Genomic DNA, 19,770 nt, shown 5'->3' on the forward strand with positions numbered 1-19,770 from the left:
CCAACAAGCGTGTCGCTAATATGAATACTTATGTATCCACGGGTCACCAGAACAGGTGTTTCCGATAAGTGCACTGTAAAGCCACCGGTCATCCAAAGAAGATTCCACGTCCGTTCAGTAGGAGCAGCTATTTGATCAAATATGGGTTTGGTTATGTAGGGAGGGACCATTTTAAATAGAACAGAAAGATTAAGGAAAGCAGCAGTGCACATCATCAAACACCGGTATGGATAAAAGCAATACGCCATTTCCTTGGCCCACAGACTGATCTTTGAAGGACTACTCGCCTGCTGCTGCAGTTCCAGTCTTTCTCTTCATCTAAAATGGCTGAGCGGTGCGGAGGCATTGCTCCAACTACGGCAAGGCATTTCAATATACCTCTACATATGAAGCTTCAAAAATGTGTGATTTCAACACTTTCTCTGCATGTTGTATAGACAGACAGCCACGCCAACGATTTCCCGAAGAGTTAAGATCCGAAAGTTATCTTTCTTTAACGTATCTATTCATTTCCTTACCAAGAGCATCCTTGGTTACAATGGTGTAATGCCTAAAAGCACAGAACGTTCTTCTGTTAACCATCGCGGGGATAACTTACCAAAATACTTTTCTTGCAAAATACGTCTGTTGAGCGGTATGACTTTGAGATGTAATTGATTATATGCATCAAGAAAAATTATCTGCTCACTTTTAGTCAAAATATTTAGAACTGTCGCAATTGTCTGTTAACCTTGCCTATTAATTCGTTTAGAAGAGATTGTGGAATTGTCTTCTACACAGCATAGTCTGCAGCATGCTATAGATATGCGGCTCTATCGCAAAAGAAGACCAGATCCTTTTCAAATCCCTCAAATTACCGGGAACTCGCCTACGGTACAATTTCGTACGTTACACGAGCTAAACCCCGTCTTTAGATTTTGTATCATTATAAAAGATATAATCAGCATCATTTCCACGGATAGATACTTGATTGAGTACAACGCCTAGTATGTTTGCTTTAGCATGGTCAAGTTGTGCCTTTGCCTTATGAACAATTTCCTTTTTAACTTTGCCTCCATGAATAACTAAGACCACCCCGTCACATAGAGAACTAATGATTAATGCGTCCGTTACGGCCATTATTGGTGAGGTATCAAATAAAATGACATCATAATCTCGTTTTAATTGTTCCATAAGGTCATTCATTTGTTGCGAGCCTAAAAGCTCGGTAGGATTAGGTGGAATCGGCCCAGAAGGAATGAGATACAAGTTATCAACGTATGTCTGCCTGATGACTTCATCCAGGTCATACTGCCGGCTTAGGACGCTTGTTAAACCATTATGGTTTGGCTGCATAAATATATGATGTAAAGATGGTTTGCGGAGATCCCCATCTATAATCATGACCTTTTTCCCTTCTTGTGCATACGTTACCGCCAAATTGCTAATCGTTGTTGTTTTTCCTTCATTCATTTGAGCAGACGCGGCCATTATCACTTGGATTTGTTTATCCAATATCGAAAATTGGATGTTGGTTCGAAGCGTGCGATACCCCTCCGCTGCAGGAGACAGGGGATTCATTACAGTAACCAATGTACTTTTGTTCGAGGTCCTTGCCATAATTTTTTCTCCTCTCATTTTTTCAAATGGAAAACCAGTAATCCATTTTTGCCTGATACATCTTTAAGTACCTAAGCAATTATGATACAATTAGTATCGTTAACGACTTTACTTTAAGATACAGTTTGTATCATGTCAACCCCTTTTTGATGTAGTAATCAATTAATTTCTTGATATTCTCCCATACTTACTTGTAGCTTATAGAACAATAAATCCACATTAAAAAAGTAGAATAAGGCAGTGATTGTCTTGAGGGTAGTGACAATGACTCAATTATCAATTCCCTGTTTAACTTATGGAATAACAGATTAAAATATCATGCCTGGTACTTGACGTGGCAACTCATTTACGATACATTCTGTAACGCAGGGGTTGTAAATCTCTGTATAATATTGTTCAAATCAGTAGGGGGGAAATAAATGAATTATGGCAATCGGATTGCGGAACTAAGGGAAAAGAAAGGATGGACTCAAGAGGAATTGTCTTCGACAATTGGGATAAGCAGAGCTGCGTTGTCTCACTATGAGAAGAATCGCAGGAAGCCAGACCTTGACATACTATCGCAGCTCGCGGATGTATTTCATGTTTCAATTGATTTTATCCTTGGAAGAACAGATTAATGATACATCCTATCCTAATCCGTTTTACTAAAGAAGGAATAGTATTGAGTGTATGGTGTTATGGTTGGCTAAACAACGGAGAGATTTCAAATAATGAACTCAAACTTACATAAACCATAACCCCAAGTACACTAGCATAATCTCTTATCTATTTTGAAGAAAAGCTTCCACCATAAACTATTCGTTTATAATGATTCTTATATTGATTACATAGATCGTTTGTATTTGTTTTGATCAAATGGATGGCACATACATGATTTGAATGAAATTCACATGTGGAACACCTTTTACTGTTGCTAGTAGAAGCACATATTCCTAAATTTTTTTTTCTTTTGGCCTGATTATCTCCTTTGTTGTTTTTGGGGGTAACTTTCACCGTAGGAACGAAATATACCTCTCCATTTACTTTTTTTCGATTGCTTTTGATATGCAAACGTCTACATGTAGTGCACAGTAACAAGTCTGTGATAAGTTCCAGTGGCTCTTGTCCTTCTTCAGAGAGCCATGTTACTTTATCTCTTCCTTCAATCAAGTCCTTATTACATTCAGAGCACTTCTTTTTATTCTGAGATAAATAGTAAACCATAAAAAGTCACCTGCCTATTTTCTAATTTAATTATTCCATAAATTGATTATATATCACCAAGCAATTTATATTTAATCCGATATATCCACCTCCTTAATATGATTTATTTTTCGTCAATCTTTGTTTAACTCTGCATTCCATTCCTTGAAACAACGTTACGTTTAGTTCCATCTTTTAATCAGATGAAATTGTACCAATTGGCGGTTTGAAATGGTTTGTAATCTCAGGTAAGCAAACAACCGCTTCTCAAAAAAATAGGAGCGGTTACGAAGAATCCAAATGTAAACAAAACCTGTTATCTCACTTTTATTTAAACTGTAGCACTTTATCCAGCATTTCTGACTTCTTAGCTGCAATGGCTTGTGTGTAAGTAGACTCGGCCTGTTTTGCTAGGTCATTATTGAGTTCGTTTGCTTTCAGTTCTGCTTTCATTTCGTCTAATACCTTATAGAATGTTGAATCCACTTTATCCTGTAATTTATTGGATGCACTCATATAGGTTGAGGAGAGATCCGTTAGTGACCGACCAGATTTATAGTCTTTCAATGCATTTTCAGCTAATGTGTTAAGTTTCGACGTAGCGACAGTCTCTAAGTTCTTAAAAGTAGCAGAATATTTATTTTCAATTTTCTGCGCAATATCCTTTGGATCTCTATTTTGCTCTTGTTCCGTGTCCCCCGATGCTGGTTTCGTTACATTATCTACGTTTACATTGTTCGTATTAATACCAGGTTCATCGCTGGAATTTCCAGAAGCCACTTTGGATGGAGATTTATCTTCTTCCTTTCCACTGTTGGAGACTGATGGTTTATCAGGTCCAACTTCAAATTCAGAGAAGTCAAAGAAGTCCTGATCTACTCCAACGTCTTCAGCCTGAACATCCTTATGGGTAAGATAATGAAATCCACCCCAGCCGCATCCAGCAAGAGTGAGCAGTGTAATTAAGGTAATCCATAGGGCTTTACGCTTCTTTTTTCTTCTTTTCCTTCTAATTTTAACTTCAGTCATTATTTCTACCTCGCAGACTTTAAAAGTAATTAAAATATGATTCCATTTAGTCTAAAACATTCAAGGACATATAGGTCACCAACTAAAAAAGTTGCATTTTCTTTACAATTCTGAATTGCTGGGCATAACGCAATCAAGACATAAGAAGATAATCGTTGTATTGTAGAGAATTCTCTGAAACTAAAGTCGTTTCCATACCGTCTTATTTCACATTATAAAAATCAACATACCAATCCACAAACTTTTGCAACCCTTCTTTAATCGGAGTCTCTGGCTTGAACCCTACTGCTTGCTGTAATAAGTCAGTCGATGCATATGTGGCCGGCACATCGCCTGGCTTTATAGGCTCATATACCTTCTCGAATACGACTTCTTTACCAAGAGCATTACTCAAACACTTCTCGAGCGTTTCAATAAAGATCATTAATTTTTCAGGATTATTATTACCGATATTAAATACATTGTGGGGGACACCATCTTCTCCAATAGATGGATTGCTCAGTAGGCGTACAATACCTGTCACTATATCATCGACGAACGTAAAATCGCGATAAAGATCATGTTCAAAATCGCCACTATTGAAGATCCTGATCGGCTCGCCCGCCACATATTTATCTACGAAGCCGAAATAAGCCATATCCGGCCGTCCCAGTGGGCCGTAAACCGTAAAGAAACGAAGTCCTGTAGCAGGAATGTGGTATAAATGGCTATATGTATAGGCCATTAATTCATTGGATTTCTTTGTAGCTGCATACAGCGATACCGGGCTATCCACGACATCGCTCTCTCTGAAGGGTACCTCCTTATTGGATCCGTACACCGAACTTGAGGATGCGTACACGAGATGCTCTACAGGATAGTGCCTGCAAGCTTCGAGTATATTGTAAAATCCGATGATATTGCTTTGGATGTAGACGTCCGGATTCTCGATTGAATACCTCACTCCAGCTTGTGCAGCCAAATTCACAACTATATTCGGCTTATAGTTTTCGAAGATCGACTTGATCACTATCTTGTCAGCAATATCGCCTTCAATAAACGTGAATCTCTCAAAAGACTTAAGCTGATTCAAGCGAGCGTACTTAAGATTAACATCATAATATTCATTTAAGTTGTCGATGCCAATCACGACACAGCCTTGTTCCAATAGTTTCCTGGACAGGTAATAGCCAATAAACCCCGCCGCACCGGTGACAAGATAGTTTTTACTAGAATCTAGCGGCTTGTAATTCAAGGCTATTCAACTCCTTCAACTCGCCTCTAATTGGAACAGCAGATCTTCTTCCAACCGAATGATATTCAACTCCCGCTACTTGCATATCTTCCACACCGTAAATATTCCTTCCATCATACACAAGAGGAGTGCGCATCAGTCTCTTATATGATTCAGGTTCGACAGCTTTCACTTCGCCCCATTCCGTAAAAATAAAGCATACATTCGCTCCTGCTAACGCTTGCTCAATGTCCGATACATACGTAATTGTTCCATTTCCATTGTTTCCTTCAGGATGAATCTTAGCAAAGTTCTCGGAGCCAACTGGGTCATATGCATAAATGTCTGCGCCTTGTTCTAATAATAAAGGAATATTTTCCAGAGAAGCAGCTTCACGTAAATCGTCTGTTCCTGGTTTGAATGTTAAACCTAGTACAGCAACTTTTAAACCGTTAAATGTAATAAGTCGGCGACTTGCTTTTTTATAAAGCATTGTTTTTTGTTCTTTATTTATATCAATAGCAGCTTGTACTGTTTTTAGCTCATAACCATTTTGCCTTGCAAGGTAATCTAATGCTTTTGTATCTTTAGGGAAGCATGATCCACCAAATCCAATACCTGCATTTAGAAATTTACTACCAATACGCTCGTCAAAACTCATTCCTTTTGCAACATCCTGGATATCCGCACCGACCAGCTCACACAGGTTTGCAATATCATTCATATAAGAAATTTTTAATGCTAAAAAGTCATTTGAAGCATATTTAATCATCTCAGCAGATCTTCTGTTCACTGAGACAATTGGAAGATTAAATGGCTTATAAATATCCTGCAAATTTTTTTCAGCCCATTCACTTTCCGTTCCAATAATAATTCTTTCTGCATGTAATGTATCATGCACTGCAGATCCTTGTGCTAAGAACTCTGGGTTTGATGCAACCTCTACTCTCACATCATTGGTTAAGAAGTCTTGGATAAATTGTTCTACTTTATCATTGGTTCCGACTGGAACTGTTGATTTGACTACAACTAAGCAATTCTTTTCTACTGACTCAGCAATTTGTCTTGCAACAGTTGCGATATAAGAAAGGTTTGCTGATCCGTCCGGTTGTTCAGGTGTTCCGACTCCTATAAAGATAGCATGCGCATTTTTATATGCAGATTTATAGTCGGTTGTGAAATTTAGTCTTCCGGCAGAATAATTCTTCTGCATCAATTCTTCTAAATCTGCTTCATAGATTGGAGAAACTCCGGATTTCATTAATTCCAATTTACTTTGATCAATATCTACGCACGTAACATGATGGCCAACTTCAGCAAAACAAACACCTGCGACCAAACCGACATATCCTGTTCCTGCTACTGCTATTTTATACATTACAAATCTTCCTTTACTTATTATTAAAAAAAGGTTCAAAAAAACTTGTCTACTTTATTTTTTATGAAACTAACTGATTAATAAATCACTTTTTTTGCATTCTTTTAGACAAAATAGATTTGAATAAATTACACCAATATTGAAACTCCTTCGTGCGATAAAAAAACATTAGAAAAATGACATTAGGTACGGATAGACTTATTAAAGCTCTAAATATAAACGCAATAATTGAATCTCCAGCTATTAACGATGTAACTTCATAATTTATAAATCCGGCTACTAATACTACAAATAAAAAATATATATATTTTAGGAAATATGGTTTTAAAGGAGAATCAAAACCATGTTTATACAAAACATAAGGCTCTAACCAGAAACATATTGTCATGGTACTAACTATTGTACCTATAAATATCCCTGATACACCATAATAAGGAACTAGGACAATAGAAACTACAAGGTTAATTATTACTTCAAAAAGGGGTTTATATCGATCATTCCAATAAAGACCCGAAGCTTCACGAAAAGTAAGTACTGTTTTTCTCATACCTTGTATATAGTAATTAATCAAAATAAAGGACACTACATCCATTGATATCAACATTTTCTTCCCTAACCAAATATTTATAAAAGGGTTGATCAATTGAAATAGACATATAGCACTTAACCCATATATCCAAAAATTAGCAAGATATATTGCTTGAAACATGAAGAGTGATTTCTTCTTACTTTCCACAGCGACTAAATTTCCAATGGTAGCAGTAACTGCAGTGAAGATTTGGCCGATCATTGTATGTAGTGCTGTTATTATTAGTAGATAGTTGGAGTATAATCCAACCCATACTACACCAAGATTTATTGAGATTAAAACATTGTCAGTGGAATTAATGACCACGCCGCCAATTTTATGATAAATCAACGCGCTTGTGTTTCTTTTTATTTCTTGTATGGTACGTTTGTCAAGCTTTGAAGCTTTTTTGTCTTTTAAGAAGGGGTACATTCGATCTGCTTTTCTTGCAACAAAAATATTTTCAAGTAAAGTACATAAAATCATCATTATTAAGAAAAGCACATAGTCTTTTGTCAAAAAGAGAATGAAAATTTGAAGGACATTCAAAAGAAGAAAAAAGGAATATCGATACAAAGTTGCAACATAACGATATTGATCTGCTATTATTAGATTTCGTTTGTATGAGAAAAAATACGAAATAGCAGCGTTTATTACAAATAATACAAAAATAAGTTTTAATTTGGGAATATTTGCGTTTCCGGCTACAAAAAAAGGCAAAACAGGTATGATAAGCAATCCGATTATAAAAATAATAAAGCCAATTAGTGTATATGCTTTTTTATACAAATGCATTAGTGACTTCACTTTTTGCAAGTCATTTTCAGCCAGTGGCTTGTATAAACTGTATATAATAGCAGGACCTATTCCCAATTCAACAAGTGATAATATGCTTATGATATTAGTAAACAAGCCATTCAGTCCAAGATATTCTGCTCCAAGATACTTAACGAAGTATATTCGAGCAATGAAACTAACAATCAATCCGAGAGCTTGTCCAATTAAAGCCACCATAATATTAACTAATGCTTTTTTAGTTCTTAACATTTAAACTCAAATTAGCCCCTTATAGTAAAGTTCGTCATAATTTTTCTATTGAACAGATTGGCAAGCCGAGTGCGACAGTTCTTCTGGACAGGATTTTAGGACATTCTTTCAACCTATACATTTTTGTTGGATATGGTTGATAAGGTAAAGAACGTTCTTCTAGTTCTATCAGAGTTTCAGCGAAATACACCTGTAAACAACAGGTTGCTCTCAGGTTAAAACTAATTATAGTAAAATCTTTGCCTTTATCAGCAATAGCTGTTTAAAATGTTCCGAAGGTGTATCGAGAAGCGCTGCCTCCAAATGACCCCAATAGACAACGCCGTATGAACAGCTCTAATCACGGTGTTCAGAGTGTCATGCGTTTGTTAAAAGGAGTTCCACAGGCTCTACTTCCTTCATGCCTTTCTGCCAACTGATTGGCAAAATCTCAGTTCAAGCATTAGCATAACCTCAGATTTTGTCAACATTATAATTCATTAGAGAATGACATGAATTCCACATTTTTTTATATATTTTTTTTCGAGCATTTTGCTATGAAAATGTTTATCGCTAGAAGGAAAAGTAAATTTATCATAATGTTTAAATTGTATAGTACAGGTACTAGCGAAATAACCAATAATGCATGTATATAAATATATTTATTAAGAAGATTCTTTTCTAAATGGGCTAATCTCTCAACAAATAATGCCAGCTTAACAACAATTATTGATAAAATAGGTGCTATAAAAAATCCAAAATAAAAATACCCTTGCCCTAAAAGGGGAATTATTTGATCACTGTTATCTGTGTTGCCATATAAAGCTAGATTAAAAAGTTTGGGACTCGTATTCAGATCTTGAAATAAATATTTTAATAGTGGTATAGAATTTCCTAAATCAGAAAAAACAATATTCAATGTAATATCATTTCTCATAATAAATGATACTGCTGTATTGATTGGTCCACTAAAATAAGCATTTAAAATAGTAGAGACAGAAGCTAAAAAGTTTTCACTCTGATTAGCGCCTGCTTTAAAAATTAAACCTCCGAACACGAATAAAATCATAATAATAATAAAATACGGCGCTCTTTTCTTCATTACAGAAGGATATAATTTATAAATAATTAAAAATAAAGAAACTGCAATTGTAACTGAGTGTGCTTTTTCTGTTGTCATAACTACTGCAGTGCATAAAACAACAATGATAGACAAATTTGCAGCTTTCTTTTGGTTTTTTTTACTATACATCTTTTGGATAAATTTAATACATAAAATAGGAATAAACACTTGTAAAATTGAAATAAATATAGTGAAAAATGTATCAATCACACCTGGAACTATTTGCACCGCATATAATCGATTCTTAGCACTTAGTATCCGATCTGCCTCAGAGAATTGAGTGAATAAACCTAAATATGAGAGTTCTTCAGGGTATTTTATCAATACAAATACAACGTACAAAAACAATGAAATTATAATAAAACGAAAAGATAATGATGATTTTGTATTATTTTCCACTAAATCATTTCGTATATATGAGTATTTTCCGACATTAAATGATAAATAACCATATACGATGAAAAGTTCAAACACCATTAGTAAAATTGCACTCTCTATATAGCTATAAGCATCAATGTTTATAACTTTCGTTGAGTAACCCCCAATACTCAAAAAAATTGGTATAACAACAAATCGTATAAAATATGTACTTGTTATTATTGTTATACTAATACTTTTCAGAAACAAGCTATATATGTTTGCAAAGATGCATGAAATTAAACCAAAGGAGCAAGGCAAAATAGGTAATAAACTATAATAACTTGGCACTTTTTTATCAAAGACCAATAATAAAGTTGAAATAGTACTTGCGATAATAATTATAAAAATCATTACTATAAATTTTTTAATCATATCATTTGGTATTTTATTTAGATTATTATTTACCAAATTCACATTTATCAATCCCCAATTATATTATATAGGATACTAAAATTTTATTCAATTTTGATACAAGGAATAAAATTTTCAACTATTATCAAACTGTTTAGTGTTAAAATCATTCAAATATAACTTTTCTAATATTAATGCAGCATCAGAAATGTCATAACCAGCTGATTTAATTTCTTCATAAGTATTTCTCCTTTTAAAACTCTTACTGTGCTCTAATGTTATTTCTGACCATTTATTAGAACTCTCATTCAGTGAAACACTTTTTATTAAATTTGTAATAAAAGCTTCAGTTGGAATAGATTCAGATACTATACAAGGCAACCCTGCTGCTTGTGCCTCGATAGCGACGATTCCTAATCCTTCGAAATTTGACGGAAAAACAAATACATCCATTGCTTGTAACAAGATAGAAACATCCGTGCGTGCTCCGGTTATTATGACGTGGTCTTTCAATCCTAGCTCTAGTATTTTATTTTCAATCTTAGATCTTAGTTCACCATCTCCAACTAATAGAAGAATGGCCTCTTTATTTATTTCTCGGATACTCTTAAAAATGTCAATTAGGAATTCGTGGTTTTTTTGACTTGTAAAGCGACCTACATGCCCTACTACAAACTTATTCTCTAATCCGAGCTGATGTCTAACTTCTTGACGATTATTTTTATTATATAAATAGTTTTTTAAAGGAATCGCATTATTTATTACAATAAAATCGCGTTTACCGAACATCCATTGACCAGCTTTATTCGAGCATGCAAGCCTTTTATCAACCATGCGATTCATAATTTTTTTATTTATATTATGAAGAATTCTTGTAATTATTTTCATTCTATTCATTGCATTGTGGCTGTGAACGAAAACTTTTTTTCCACATAATTTTGCAGCTATTATTGGCTCTATACTACTACAAGAATTTAAATGAACATGAATAATTTCGTATTCTGATTTACCTTTTAATAGCTTATAAATGGAAAGAAAATATTTAATAGGATTTCTTCTTCTCTCCGGTAAAGCAACAACGCTACTCCCCTCCTCCAAAATCTCTTCTTCAAAATAAAGTGAGTTTCCTACTTTAATAAAGTCAACTGAAATATTACCTTTATTAAATGACTTCCAAAAATTAATAATAAAGCTTTCTGTCCCGCCCAAACTCCCAGTCATTCCAAAATAAAGTATCTTTTTCATCTCAGTCATACCCCATTACCCAATATTGTTAATATTTTAAATAAACTACAATGCACCATTATTTTCCGCATTTCTCTATATAAAATTTCTGAGCTGATTGTACAGTATAGTGTATATCGTACCCAGAGCTTTTAACTTCTTCCGTCATACTTCCCCTACTACTCTTATTAGAATGTGATATGGTCCGTTCTGCCCACTCATCTATTGAACTAGTAAGAGGAAGCGACAGTATTAAATCTGTAATGAATGCTTCTTCAGGAATTGAGCTTGACACTAAACATTGTAGTCCAGCAGCCTGTGCTTCAATTGCAGCGATGCCCAATCCCTCAAATAAGGAAGGGAACAAGAAAAGATCCATTGCTTGTAACAATTCAGGAATATCTGAGCGAACACCTAAAAATATTACAGCATCAATTAAACCCAAATCATTAACCTTTTTTTCGATATCCGGACGTAACTCTCCATCACCAACCATTAATAAAATTGAATTATTATTTCTTTTATGTACTACATTAAAAATGTTAATGAGTAACTCGTGATTTTTGGATACATTGAATCTTCCAACGTGACCTATTACAAATTTATCTTCAATTTCAAGTTCCTTTCTTATTTTCATCCTATTATTTTGATTGTAAATATATTTTTGTGAATCTATTGCATTTTTTAGTATTATAAAGTTACTCTTTTTTATTACATTTTCACCAAACAACCATTGTCCTGCAGATTTTGAACACGCAAATAGATAATCAGCAATATATCTAATTGGATATTGAAGAGTGTTTTTGACAAACGCTGAGATACCCCTACCAGAAGATGTACTGTGACTATGGGCTATTGTAATCAACTCATATTTTTTTGCGATCCAGAGATAGATTGACGCTGTACTTCTAACATGTCCGTGTATTATTTTATATTCTGGATGTGATTTAAAGAAACGATGCCACGCCTTCTTATATTGCAAATAATTTTTCCCATTAAATTGAGGAATATGATGAATGATCCCTCCCAAAGACAATATTTCATCATCATAATCACATTTATCGCTTGTATGAATAATGAAATCGAATTGCACTCTTGACCGATCAATATTTCGATATAAATTCATAACCATTGTTTCAGCACCACCTCTATTGAGGCGACCTAATACATGTAGTATACGAATAGGCTTTTTCATAATAAGTGATTCCTATCCTATCTTATTTATTAGTTATTTTTTTTATCTCTTTTGAATATGCATCTACAACATTTTGTCTATTAAAGTCTCTCTCTACTTTCCCCCTACCTTGCAAACCCATTTTCCTTTTAGCTTCATAGTCTAAATTTAGGAATTTTTCAACTTTCTCAATAAGATCCTTACCATTCTTTTGCTTTACAATGTAACCATTAATTCCATCATCAACGATCTCCCTGCAACCACTCCTATTGGTTGTTATTATAGGTCTTCCACTAGCAGCACTTTCTAGTAATACATTAGACATACCTTCTGGATAATAGGTAGGATGAATGGTACAGTGAGACAACCTTTGAAATTTTTTAACATCGCTTTGCATTCCGTGATATTGAATGATCCCTTTTTCCTGCATCATTTCCAATTCACCTTCATATGCGTCTTCACAGGGACCTAAAATATGGAAAGTAGTATTTGGGTATTTCCCTTTTATATATTCGGCTGCTTCTAAATACTGATCGATACCTTTCTCTTTCATTATTCGAGCAATAAACAGAAAATTTATATTATCTTGAGGAGGATATTCTAATAATGAGTAGTCCTCAATATTCACTCCAGATCCGGGTAACAATCTATAATTACTAATAGAAATGTTCTTGAGTAAAAACTCCTTATTTTCTTTGTTTTGAAAAAACACACACGATGCTTTTTTTAATGATGCTCTATACAAAAATAAAGTAACCTTTTGCAGTAGCCCCCTGTTTTCCAATGCGGAACCTAGTCCTGTAATATTTGCCAAGAAGGGAATATCATTTATTCTACAAGCCAACCCACCGTAAACATTAGGTTTAATAGTATAAGTTAAAACCACATCGGGTTTAATATTCCTAATAATTTTGATGTAATTAGTTAACAACTTTAAATCCGTAATCGGATTAGTTCCTCTCCTGCTAATAGCTGTATTGATAAGTTTACAACCTATCTCTTCCAGCTTAGTCGTAAAATCGCCATAAGGTAATGACACATATACTTCATTTTCCATTACGAGTTTTTCCACTAACTCTTTTCTGAATTTATATAAACCGATATCGCTGTTAGCTAATATTAAAATCCTTGCCATAATTCACCTCTCTAGCTGGAACTCCAACATATGTTCCGGTAGTACTAATATCTTTAATCACTACAGCACCTGCACCAATTATGCTTCGAGTAATAATGCTTACATTATTACTAACCACACCACCAATACCAATCCATGTACCTTTACCAATCCTTACGTTTCCGGCCAAATGAGTACCAGGAGATAAGTGTACATAATCCTCTATTACATTGTCATGGTCTATCGTCGCTCCTGTATTTACTATGCAACCCTTGCCAACCTTACTGCAGCAGTTAATAATAGATCCTGCCATAAGTACGGTTCCCATCCCTATACTAACATCGTCACCAATAATGGACTGAGGATGAATTAATACAGGTATATTAGCACCTGCTTTTTCAAGTTTTTCTTGTAGTTCCTCTCTAATCCTATTGTCACCGATTGCAACAAAAAGGTCATATTCGCAAATGAACCTAATGGCATCGTCAGATTTCCCTATTACTTCAAATTTCAATGCAGATCTTCCGCTTCCATTATTGTCAAGAAAGGCTATTTGTGACCATTTATTCATTTTCAAGGCGATTTCAGCCACTACTTTACCATGACCACCTGCACCGATAATAAGAAGTTTACTTTTCATATCTCTATCACTTTATCTAGCTTCTTCAGTTTTTGATCCCTTAAACACTTCAACCGTCGCCGAATTTCCACTATTAATCCCCTCACGTATAAACACCTTTTTAAAGGTTAAAAATATAATTTTACAATCTAAAAGGAAGGTAACATTATCTACATATTCAACATCAAGATCAAACTTATCGTCCCAACTCAGGGCGTTGCGGCCACTAATTTGAGCCAATCCAGATAAACCAGGTCTTACGGCGTGTCGACGACTCTGATGATCATTGTAAAGCGTTAAATACTGAACCAAGAGTGGTCTAGGGCCTACTAAGCTCATTTCACCTTTAAGAATGTTAAAAAGTTCCGGCAATTCATCCAAAGATGTTGAACGAAGCACTTTTCCGAATTTTGTGAGTCGGATATTGTCAGGTAATAACCGTCCACTTTCATCTTTTTTATCTGTCATCGTTCTAAATTTATAAAGCGTGAAAATTTTCTGGTTGAGTCCTGGCCTTTCTTGCTTAAAAATTACTGGGCTGCCGAGTTTTAATCTAACAAGTATAATCAAAACAAGAAAAATTGGTGATAATATGATAATTGCGAAAAGTGATAAGATAAAATCCATTGGACGTTTTAAAAACTTTTTATATAAAAAAAATCGAATTTTCAACTGTAACTTAGTAGTTATTTTAGATCTATAATCAGTCTTCATCTTCTCTCCCACAATCGTTTAATAACTCTCACTATTCTTTCGAGATCACTGTCGCTCATCTTTGTATCACTTGGCAAACAAACACCATCGTCAAATATTTTTTCATCGACACCTTCGCCTATGTAGTCATATCCAGCAAAAAATGGTTGCATATGCATCGGCTTCCAAACTGGTCTACATTCGATGTTCTCTTTTTCTAAGGCTATTATAAGATCCAAAGGTCTGACTTTTCCGCTAAGCGTAATGCAACTTAGCCAATAGTTTGGATCGTTCCAATCATTTACAGGCATCATTTTAACTCCATCAAAACAGCCAATTTCCCTACGATAAAATTCAAAAATCTCTCTTTTTCTCTTAATTCTTTGATCTAATACCTTCAATTGCCCTCTACCGATCCCCGCAACAATATTACTCATTCTATAGTTAAAACCGAGCTCACTATGCTGATAGTGTATTGCTTGGTCACGGCTCTGGGTGGCCCAGAACCTTGCTTTCTCAATACTTTCCTCACTATTTGAAACAAGCATGCCTCCGCCAGATGTAGTAATTATTTTGTTACCATTAAATGAGAAAACCCCATAATCTCCAAGTGCTCCAGTATGTTTTCCTTTATATAGAGCCCCTAAAGATTCCGCAGCATCTTCAATTAGTGTTATATTATATCTCCGACAAATTTCTATAACTTTATCCATGTCTGCAGTTAAACCGTACAAATGTACAATTAACACAGCTTTAGGTTTCTTCCCCATACGAGTGTATTTCTTTATTGCCTTATCCAAGGCGACCGGACTAAGATTCCACGTCTCAATATCACTGTCGATAAAAACAGGTATTGCATTCTGGTAAATGATTGGGTTTGCTGAAGCGGAAAACGTTAAAGAGGAACAGAGAACTATATCCCCATCAGCAACTCCTGCTGCTTTTAATGCCAAATGTATTGCTGCCGTACCTGATGTTAAGGCTGCAGCAGATTTACTATTGACCATAGCGGCTAATTCATTTTCAAACTCATTTACATTATTTCCAAGAGGAGCAATCCAATTCGTATCAAACGCCTCACGTATGTACTTCATCTCATACCCTTCATCACTCATATGAGGTGATGCGAGGTGAATCTTGTTGTGGACCACATTCATAGTCTGACCTGACATTATTAGCTGCTCCCTTCAAATCATCTCACCAAAGTTAACTCATATAACGTCTATTTAACTCGGCGAATTTCAAATCACTAAATTAAATCAAGGCTTAGGGGTACTTATTTTTTACCAGTAACCTCTTCTGTTAAAAGCCTATTCAAGTATTCCAATAATTGTGGTCTCAGTTCATCGCGTTGTAGAGCAAACTCAATGTTTGTTTGAATAAAACCCAATTTCTCACCCACATCATACCGAACACCCTCAAAATTATATGCATACACAGCTTCATGACGATTCAACTCTGCTATAGCATCTGTTAGTTGAATTTCTCCTCCCAACCCTGCCCTTTGATGATCAAGAATCTCAAAAATTCTAGGGCTTAGTATATATCGCCCTAGGATCGCGAGATTGGATGGTGCATCTTCACGTTTAGGTTTCTCAATTAAATTGTTAACGCTATAAAAACGATCATGAATTTCTTTACCATCAACAATTCCGTATCTCGAGACCTCGTCATCTGCTACATTTTGAACTCCTATAATAGATGATTTGAATCGTTCATATTGTTCCATCATCTGTCTTAAGCAAGGTGTTTTAGCTTTTACAATATCATCACCTAATAATACAGCAAATGGTTCTTCCCCAATAAATTTTCGAGCACACCAAACCGCATGCCCCAAGCCCTTTGCTTCCTTTTGACGAATGTAATGAATATCAACCATTTTGGATGATTTTTGAACTTCATTCAAAAGCTCAAGCTTTCCCTTTTCTAAGAGAACTTGCTCCAACTCAAACGAATTATCAAAGTGATCTTCAATTGCTCTTTTTCCTTTACCAGTGACAATAATAATATCCTCAATACCTGATTCAATTGCCTCTTCAACAATATATTGGATTGTAGGTTTGTCTACTATCGGCAACATTTCCTTCGGCATTGCCTTTGTCGCTGGAAGAAATCGGGTGCCCAGACCCGCTGCTGGAATAATCGCCTTCCTTACTCTCATGAAATTAAGTTCCTTTCAGAAAAAAGAGCTTTATGCAAGCTCTTCTGCTAATTTTTTTCCTGCTTCGATTTCATCGTTAAATGTTTTTCGATATTCATTGATGATTTCCGTACTGTAGCCATTAGCTTTCAACTGGGCTTCTGTATCTTTTACAATGCTCTCAAATGTAGCAGTAAAACCGTTCAGCTTATTTTGTCCCTCAGCAAGAAGTTTCTTCTTAGCTGTATCATCTGTTGCCGATAAATAATCTTTAGCTAGATCAAACAAAACAGCTTTGCTTTCTGCTCGTAATGCCTCTAGTTTTGCTTGCGTTGCATCTGTGATATTGTCGTAAGATGATTTACCCGGGGTTACCCCAGTGTTAGTTCCTCCCCCTGTAGATGGTTTAGATTCTGGAGACGTAGAAGGTTTGTCAGATCCAGGTTTGGTATTATCGTTTGTAGTTGTCCCGGTAGTTTTTTCATTATCTGAGTAGGCTTTGGATTTCCCAATTACGGTCTTGGTCTTCTGATCCCAGGTGACAGAAGATCCAGTAGATTCGGCCACAAAACGAATAGGCACGTACAACGTTCCTTTATATATGAAGCTGAGCTGTCCGGCTGGAAGGTCCTTCTTCACTCCATTAAATACAAAGTTCATCTTCATTTGTTCAATACTAATTTTATTCGATGGAATAGATGTATCTTTCATCGCTTGCGAATTCATAATACTTTCCTTTAATGACACCAGTTGATTCGGAGTCGGATCTGACACAGTTACTTTTTTAAGCTTCCCATCCCAATTCACATTTTTTTGAAGTGCATAAGAAACAAATCGAAGCGGAACGTATGTTGTGTTTTGATAACTAAATGAAAATTGCCCTGCTGGTGGCTTAACCTGATTCCCGTCAAAAATAAAATGCGTGCCAATAGGTTGCACTTTTACGTTGTTACCTGTTGCAAATGCAGACATAGGCAAAATGAACATTAGTAAGGCAATGACAGCTGCTGTAACTGGGAATATTTTTAATTTCTTCATCGTTGTATCACTCCATCTATTTTTATTGTTGTATAACTTTATTTTAGGAGACTCCCTCGTACATAGGAACTATTTGATCAATGATATCCTTAATGGAACTCGATCCATCTGCCATCACCCGCTGCAGTCGTAAAATCTCAAGTTCCAAGTGACGACGATTTAAATCAGAAGGCTTTCCTATAAAGATCCGATTATGCTGAGTTGCTGTTATATTTTCCTCATCTGTTAAAAGTTCCTCATAAAGTTTTTCACCTTCACGTATACCACTAAACTTAATATCAATATCTTCATATGGCTCATAACCAGACAATTTAATCAGATCCTCAGCCAGGTTTAAAATCCTGACAGGACTACCCATATCCAACACAAAAATTTCGCCTCCTTCGGCGAAGGAGCCTGCTTGCAGAACTAGTTGCACGGCCTCAGGAATCGTCATAAAATAACGGACCATTTCTGGGTGTGTTACCGTTACCGGCCCACCGTCTGCAATTTGTTGTTTGAAAAATGGAATCACACTGCCACGGCTGCCTAATACATTTCCAAAACGCACGGCAACAAATTTCGTACTGCTGGATACGTTCATTGTCTGTATGTACATTTCTGCAATGCGCTTGGTTGCCCCCATCACACTTGTTGGATTCACTGCCTTATCTGATGAGATTAAGACAAATTTCTCTACTCCGAACTGGTCTGCACAATCTGCCACATTTTGTGTTCCAAACACATTATTCTTGACTGCCTCCGTTGGATTCCGTTCCATCAGTGGAACGTGTTTATGGGCTGCGGCATGGAACACGACTTGTGGACGATAATCGTCAAAAACGTTTTTCATTCGTTCCCGATCTTGAATATCTGCAATAAGTGTCTCAAGTCCCACTTCAGGGAATTTTTTTCGGAGTTCCATCTCAATATTAAAAATGCTATTCTCTCCATGGCCTAGCAAAAGTAGTTTTTCAGGGCTAAATTTCGCTAATTGTCGACATAATTCAGAGCCAATTGACCCACCCGCACCCGTCACAAGCACGCGTTTATGCTGTACATAATTCATTATTCCATTAAGATCCGTCTTAATTGGATCTCTTCCCAGCAAATCTTCTACACTTACATCCCTTATCTTACTTAATGACACCTTCCCGGATATAAGATCATTCAGCCGTGGTATCATTTTCAATTTAACGCCTGTATTTTTGCATATTTGTACAATATCCGATATTTCTTTTTTGCTTGCGGAAGGGATGGCGATGATGATTTCCTTGATCTGCTTTTCTTTAACAATGGAAGGTATCTTTTCACGAGTACCCAAAACGGGGTGCCCAAGAATTTGCAACTTCAATTTATTCAAATCATCATCAATAAAACCGACCAATTGTAAACCAAGACTTGAATTGCGAAGTTCTCTTGAAACTAAGGTTCCACAATCTCCAGCACCAACAATTAAGGTATTACTCCCCATCTCCCCCTCACTCCGCAGTCCCGTCACTCTCCATAAAAACCGTATTCCACCTACAAGTAAGAGAATGGTTTGCATGGAACGCACCGCAATGGATAACGGTACACGCTCGGGGAAGATAAACAGAGAAAGTAGATATGAGATGACGCTAGCCGAGATAACAGCTTTAAAAATAGCTAGGATTTCTTCAATGCTGGCATACTTCCAAGCCCGTCGGTATAGCCGGAAATAATATAAACAGGCTCCTAAACTTATTGTCGATATGACAGCGAAGAGGAGCATCTGAAGCAGATAATCAGATGAAATCCCCTTGTCAAATCGAAACCAATAAGACGTTATAATACTAAACCATACGACAACCATGTCTATGATTATTAGCATCGCAAGAGTTTTGCGAGTATTCATTTACAGCGCCTCCGAAGTATA

15 protein-coding genes and 1 pseudogene are annotated in these 19,770 nt (G+C 35.8%); 1 reads left to right on the top strand and 15 read right to left on the bottom strand.

What is annotated here, in order from left to right; all coding sequences use genetic code 11:
- Window positions 1-897: 897 nt before the first annotated feature.
- Window positions 898-1,599 (bottom strand): CpsD/CapB family tyrosine-protein kinase, encoded by a 702-nt coding sequence (locus WFI24_RS31635; protein WP_336765771.1) that lies wholly within the window; start codon window positions 1,597-1,599, stop codon window positions 898-900.
- 419 nt (window positions 1,600-2,018) lie between these two features.
- On the opposite strand from WFI24_RS31635, the pseudogene WFI24_RS31640 reads away from it, so the two are divergent.
- A pseudogene (locus WFI24_RS31640) lies at window positions 2,019-2,213 on the top strand (helix-turn-helix domain-containing protein); the annotation flags it as partial.
- A gap of 898 nt (window positions 2,214-3,111) precedes the next feature.
- On the opposite strand, the gene WFI24_RS31645 reads toward WFI24_RS31640, so the two are convergent.
- From WFI24_RS31645 to WFI24_RS31710, 14 genes are all read right to left on the bottom strand, one after another.
- The gene (locus tag WFI24_RS31645) at window positions 3,112-3,813 is read right to left on the bottom strand and encodes a hypothetical protein (protein ID WP_336765772.1); all 702 of its coding nucleotides are present in this window, start codon (window positions 3,811-3,813) and stop codon (window positions 3,112-3,114) included.
- Between the two features lie 202 nt (window positions 3,814-4,015).
- Window positions 4,016-5,047, bottom strand: coding sequence for a GDP-mannose 4,6-dehydratase (locus WFI24_RS31650; RefSeq protein WP_336765774.1), 1,032 nt, complete (start codon window positions 5,045-5,047; stop codon window positions 4,016-4,018).
- Window positions 5,022-6,404 (bottom strand): UDP-glucose dehydrogenase family protein, encoded by a 1,383-nt coding sequence (locus WFI24_RS31655; protein WP_336765775.1) that lies wholly within the window; start codon window positions 6,402-6,404, stop codon window positions 5,022-5,024. Before WFI24_RS31655 ends, WFI24_RS31650 begins: the two co-directional genes overlap by 26 nt.
- A gap of 85 nt (window positions 6,405-6,489) precedes the next feature.
- Complete coding sequence (locus WFI24_RS31660; protein ID WP_336765776.1) at window positions 6,490-8,019, bottom strand: lipopolysaccharide biosynthesis protein; 1,530 nt, start codon at window positions 8,017-8,019, stop codon at window positions 6,490-6,492.
- A gap of 508 nt (window positions 8,020-8,527) precedes the next feature.
- Window positions 8,528-9,955, bottom strand: coding sequence for a hypothetical protein (locus WFI24_RS31665; protein WP_336765777.1), 1,428 nt, complete (start codon window positions 9,953-9,955; stop codon window positions 8,528-8,530).
- Window positions 9,956-10,027: 72 nt separating this feature from the next.
- Complete coding sequence (locus WFI24_RS31670; protein WP_336765779.1) at window positions 10,028-11,137, bottom strand: glycosyltransferase family 1 protein; 1,110 nt, start codon at window positions 11,135-11,137, stop codon at window positions 10,028-10,030.
- Window positions 11,138-11,195: 58 nt separating this feature from the next.
- A complete protein-coding gene (locus WFI24_RS31675) occupies window positions 11,196-12,311 on the bottom strand; it encodes a glycosyltransferase family 1 protein (protein ID WP_336765780.1) in 1,116 nt (371 codons plus the stop codon).
- A gap of 22 nt (window positions 12,312-12,333) precedes the next feature.
- On the bottom strand, window positions 12,334-13,425 hold the full coding sequence (locus WFI24_RS31680) for a glycosyltransferase family 4 protein (protein WP_336765781.1): 1,092 nt from the start codon (window positions 13,423-13,425) through the stop codon (window positions 12,334-12,336).
- Complete coding sequence (locus WFI24_RS31685; RefSeq protein ID WP_336765783.1) at window positions 13,400-14,044, bottom strand: acetyltransferase; 645 nt, start codon at window positions 14,042-14,044, stop codon at window positions 13,400-13,402. The genes WFI24_RS31680 and WFI24_RS31685 overlap by 26 nt, the downstream gene beginning before the upstream one ends.
- Before the next feature lie 12 nt (window positions 14,045-14,056).
- Entirely contained in the window at window positions 14,057-14,737 is a 681-nt protein-coding gene (locus tag WFI24_RS31690; RefSeq protein ID WP_336765784.1) for a sugar transferase, read from the bottom strand.
- Window positions 14,734-15,888, bottom strand: coding sequence for a DegT/DnrJ/EryC1/StrS family aminotransferase (locus WFI24_RS31695; RefSeq protein WP_336765785.1), 1,155 nt, complete (start codon window positions 15,886-15,888; stop codon window positions 14,734-14,736). The genes WFI24_RS31690 and WFI24_RS31695 overlap by 4 nt, the downstream gene beginning before the upstream one ends.
- A 104-nt stretch (window positions 15,889-15,992) precedes the next feature.
- A complete protein-coding gene (galU, locus tag WFI24_RS31700; RefSeq protein ID WP_336765786.1) occupies window positions 15,993-16,877 on the bottom strand; it encodes a UTP--glucose-1-phosphate uridylyltransferase GalU in 885 nt (294 codons plus the stop codon).
- A 30-nt stretch (window positions 16,878-16,907) separates the two neighbouring features.
- Window positions 16,908-17,894 (bottom strand): copper amine oxidase N-terminal domain-containing protein, encoded by a 987-nt coding sequence (locus tag WFI24_RS31705; RefSeq protein ID WP_336765787.1) that lies wholly within the window; start codon window positions 17,892-17,894, stop codon window positions 16,908-16,910.
- 43 nt (window positions 17,895-17,937) lie between these two features.
- The gene (locus tag WFI24_RS31710) at window positions 17,938-19,749 is read right to left on the bottom strand and encodes a polysaccharide biosynthesis protein (RefSeq protein ID WP_336765789.1); all 1,812 of its coding nucleotides are present in this window, start codon (window positions 19,747-19,749) and stop codon (window positions 17,938-17,940) included.
- Window positions 19,750-19,770: the final 21 nt, after the last annotated feature.

It is taken from the genome of Paenibacillus sp. USHLN196, from assembly GCF_037144955.1.
GTDB lineage: Bacteria > Bacillota > Bacilli > Paenibacillales > Paenibacillaceae > Paenibacillus > Paenibacillus xylanexedens_C.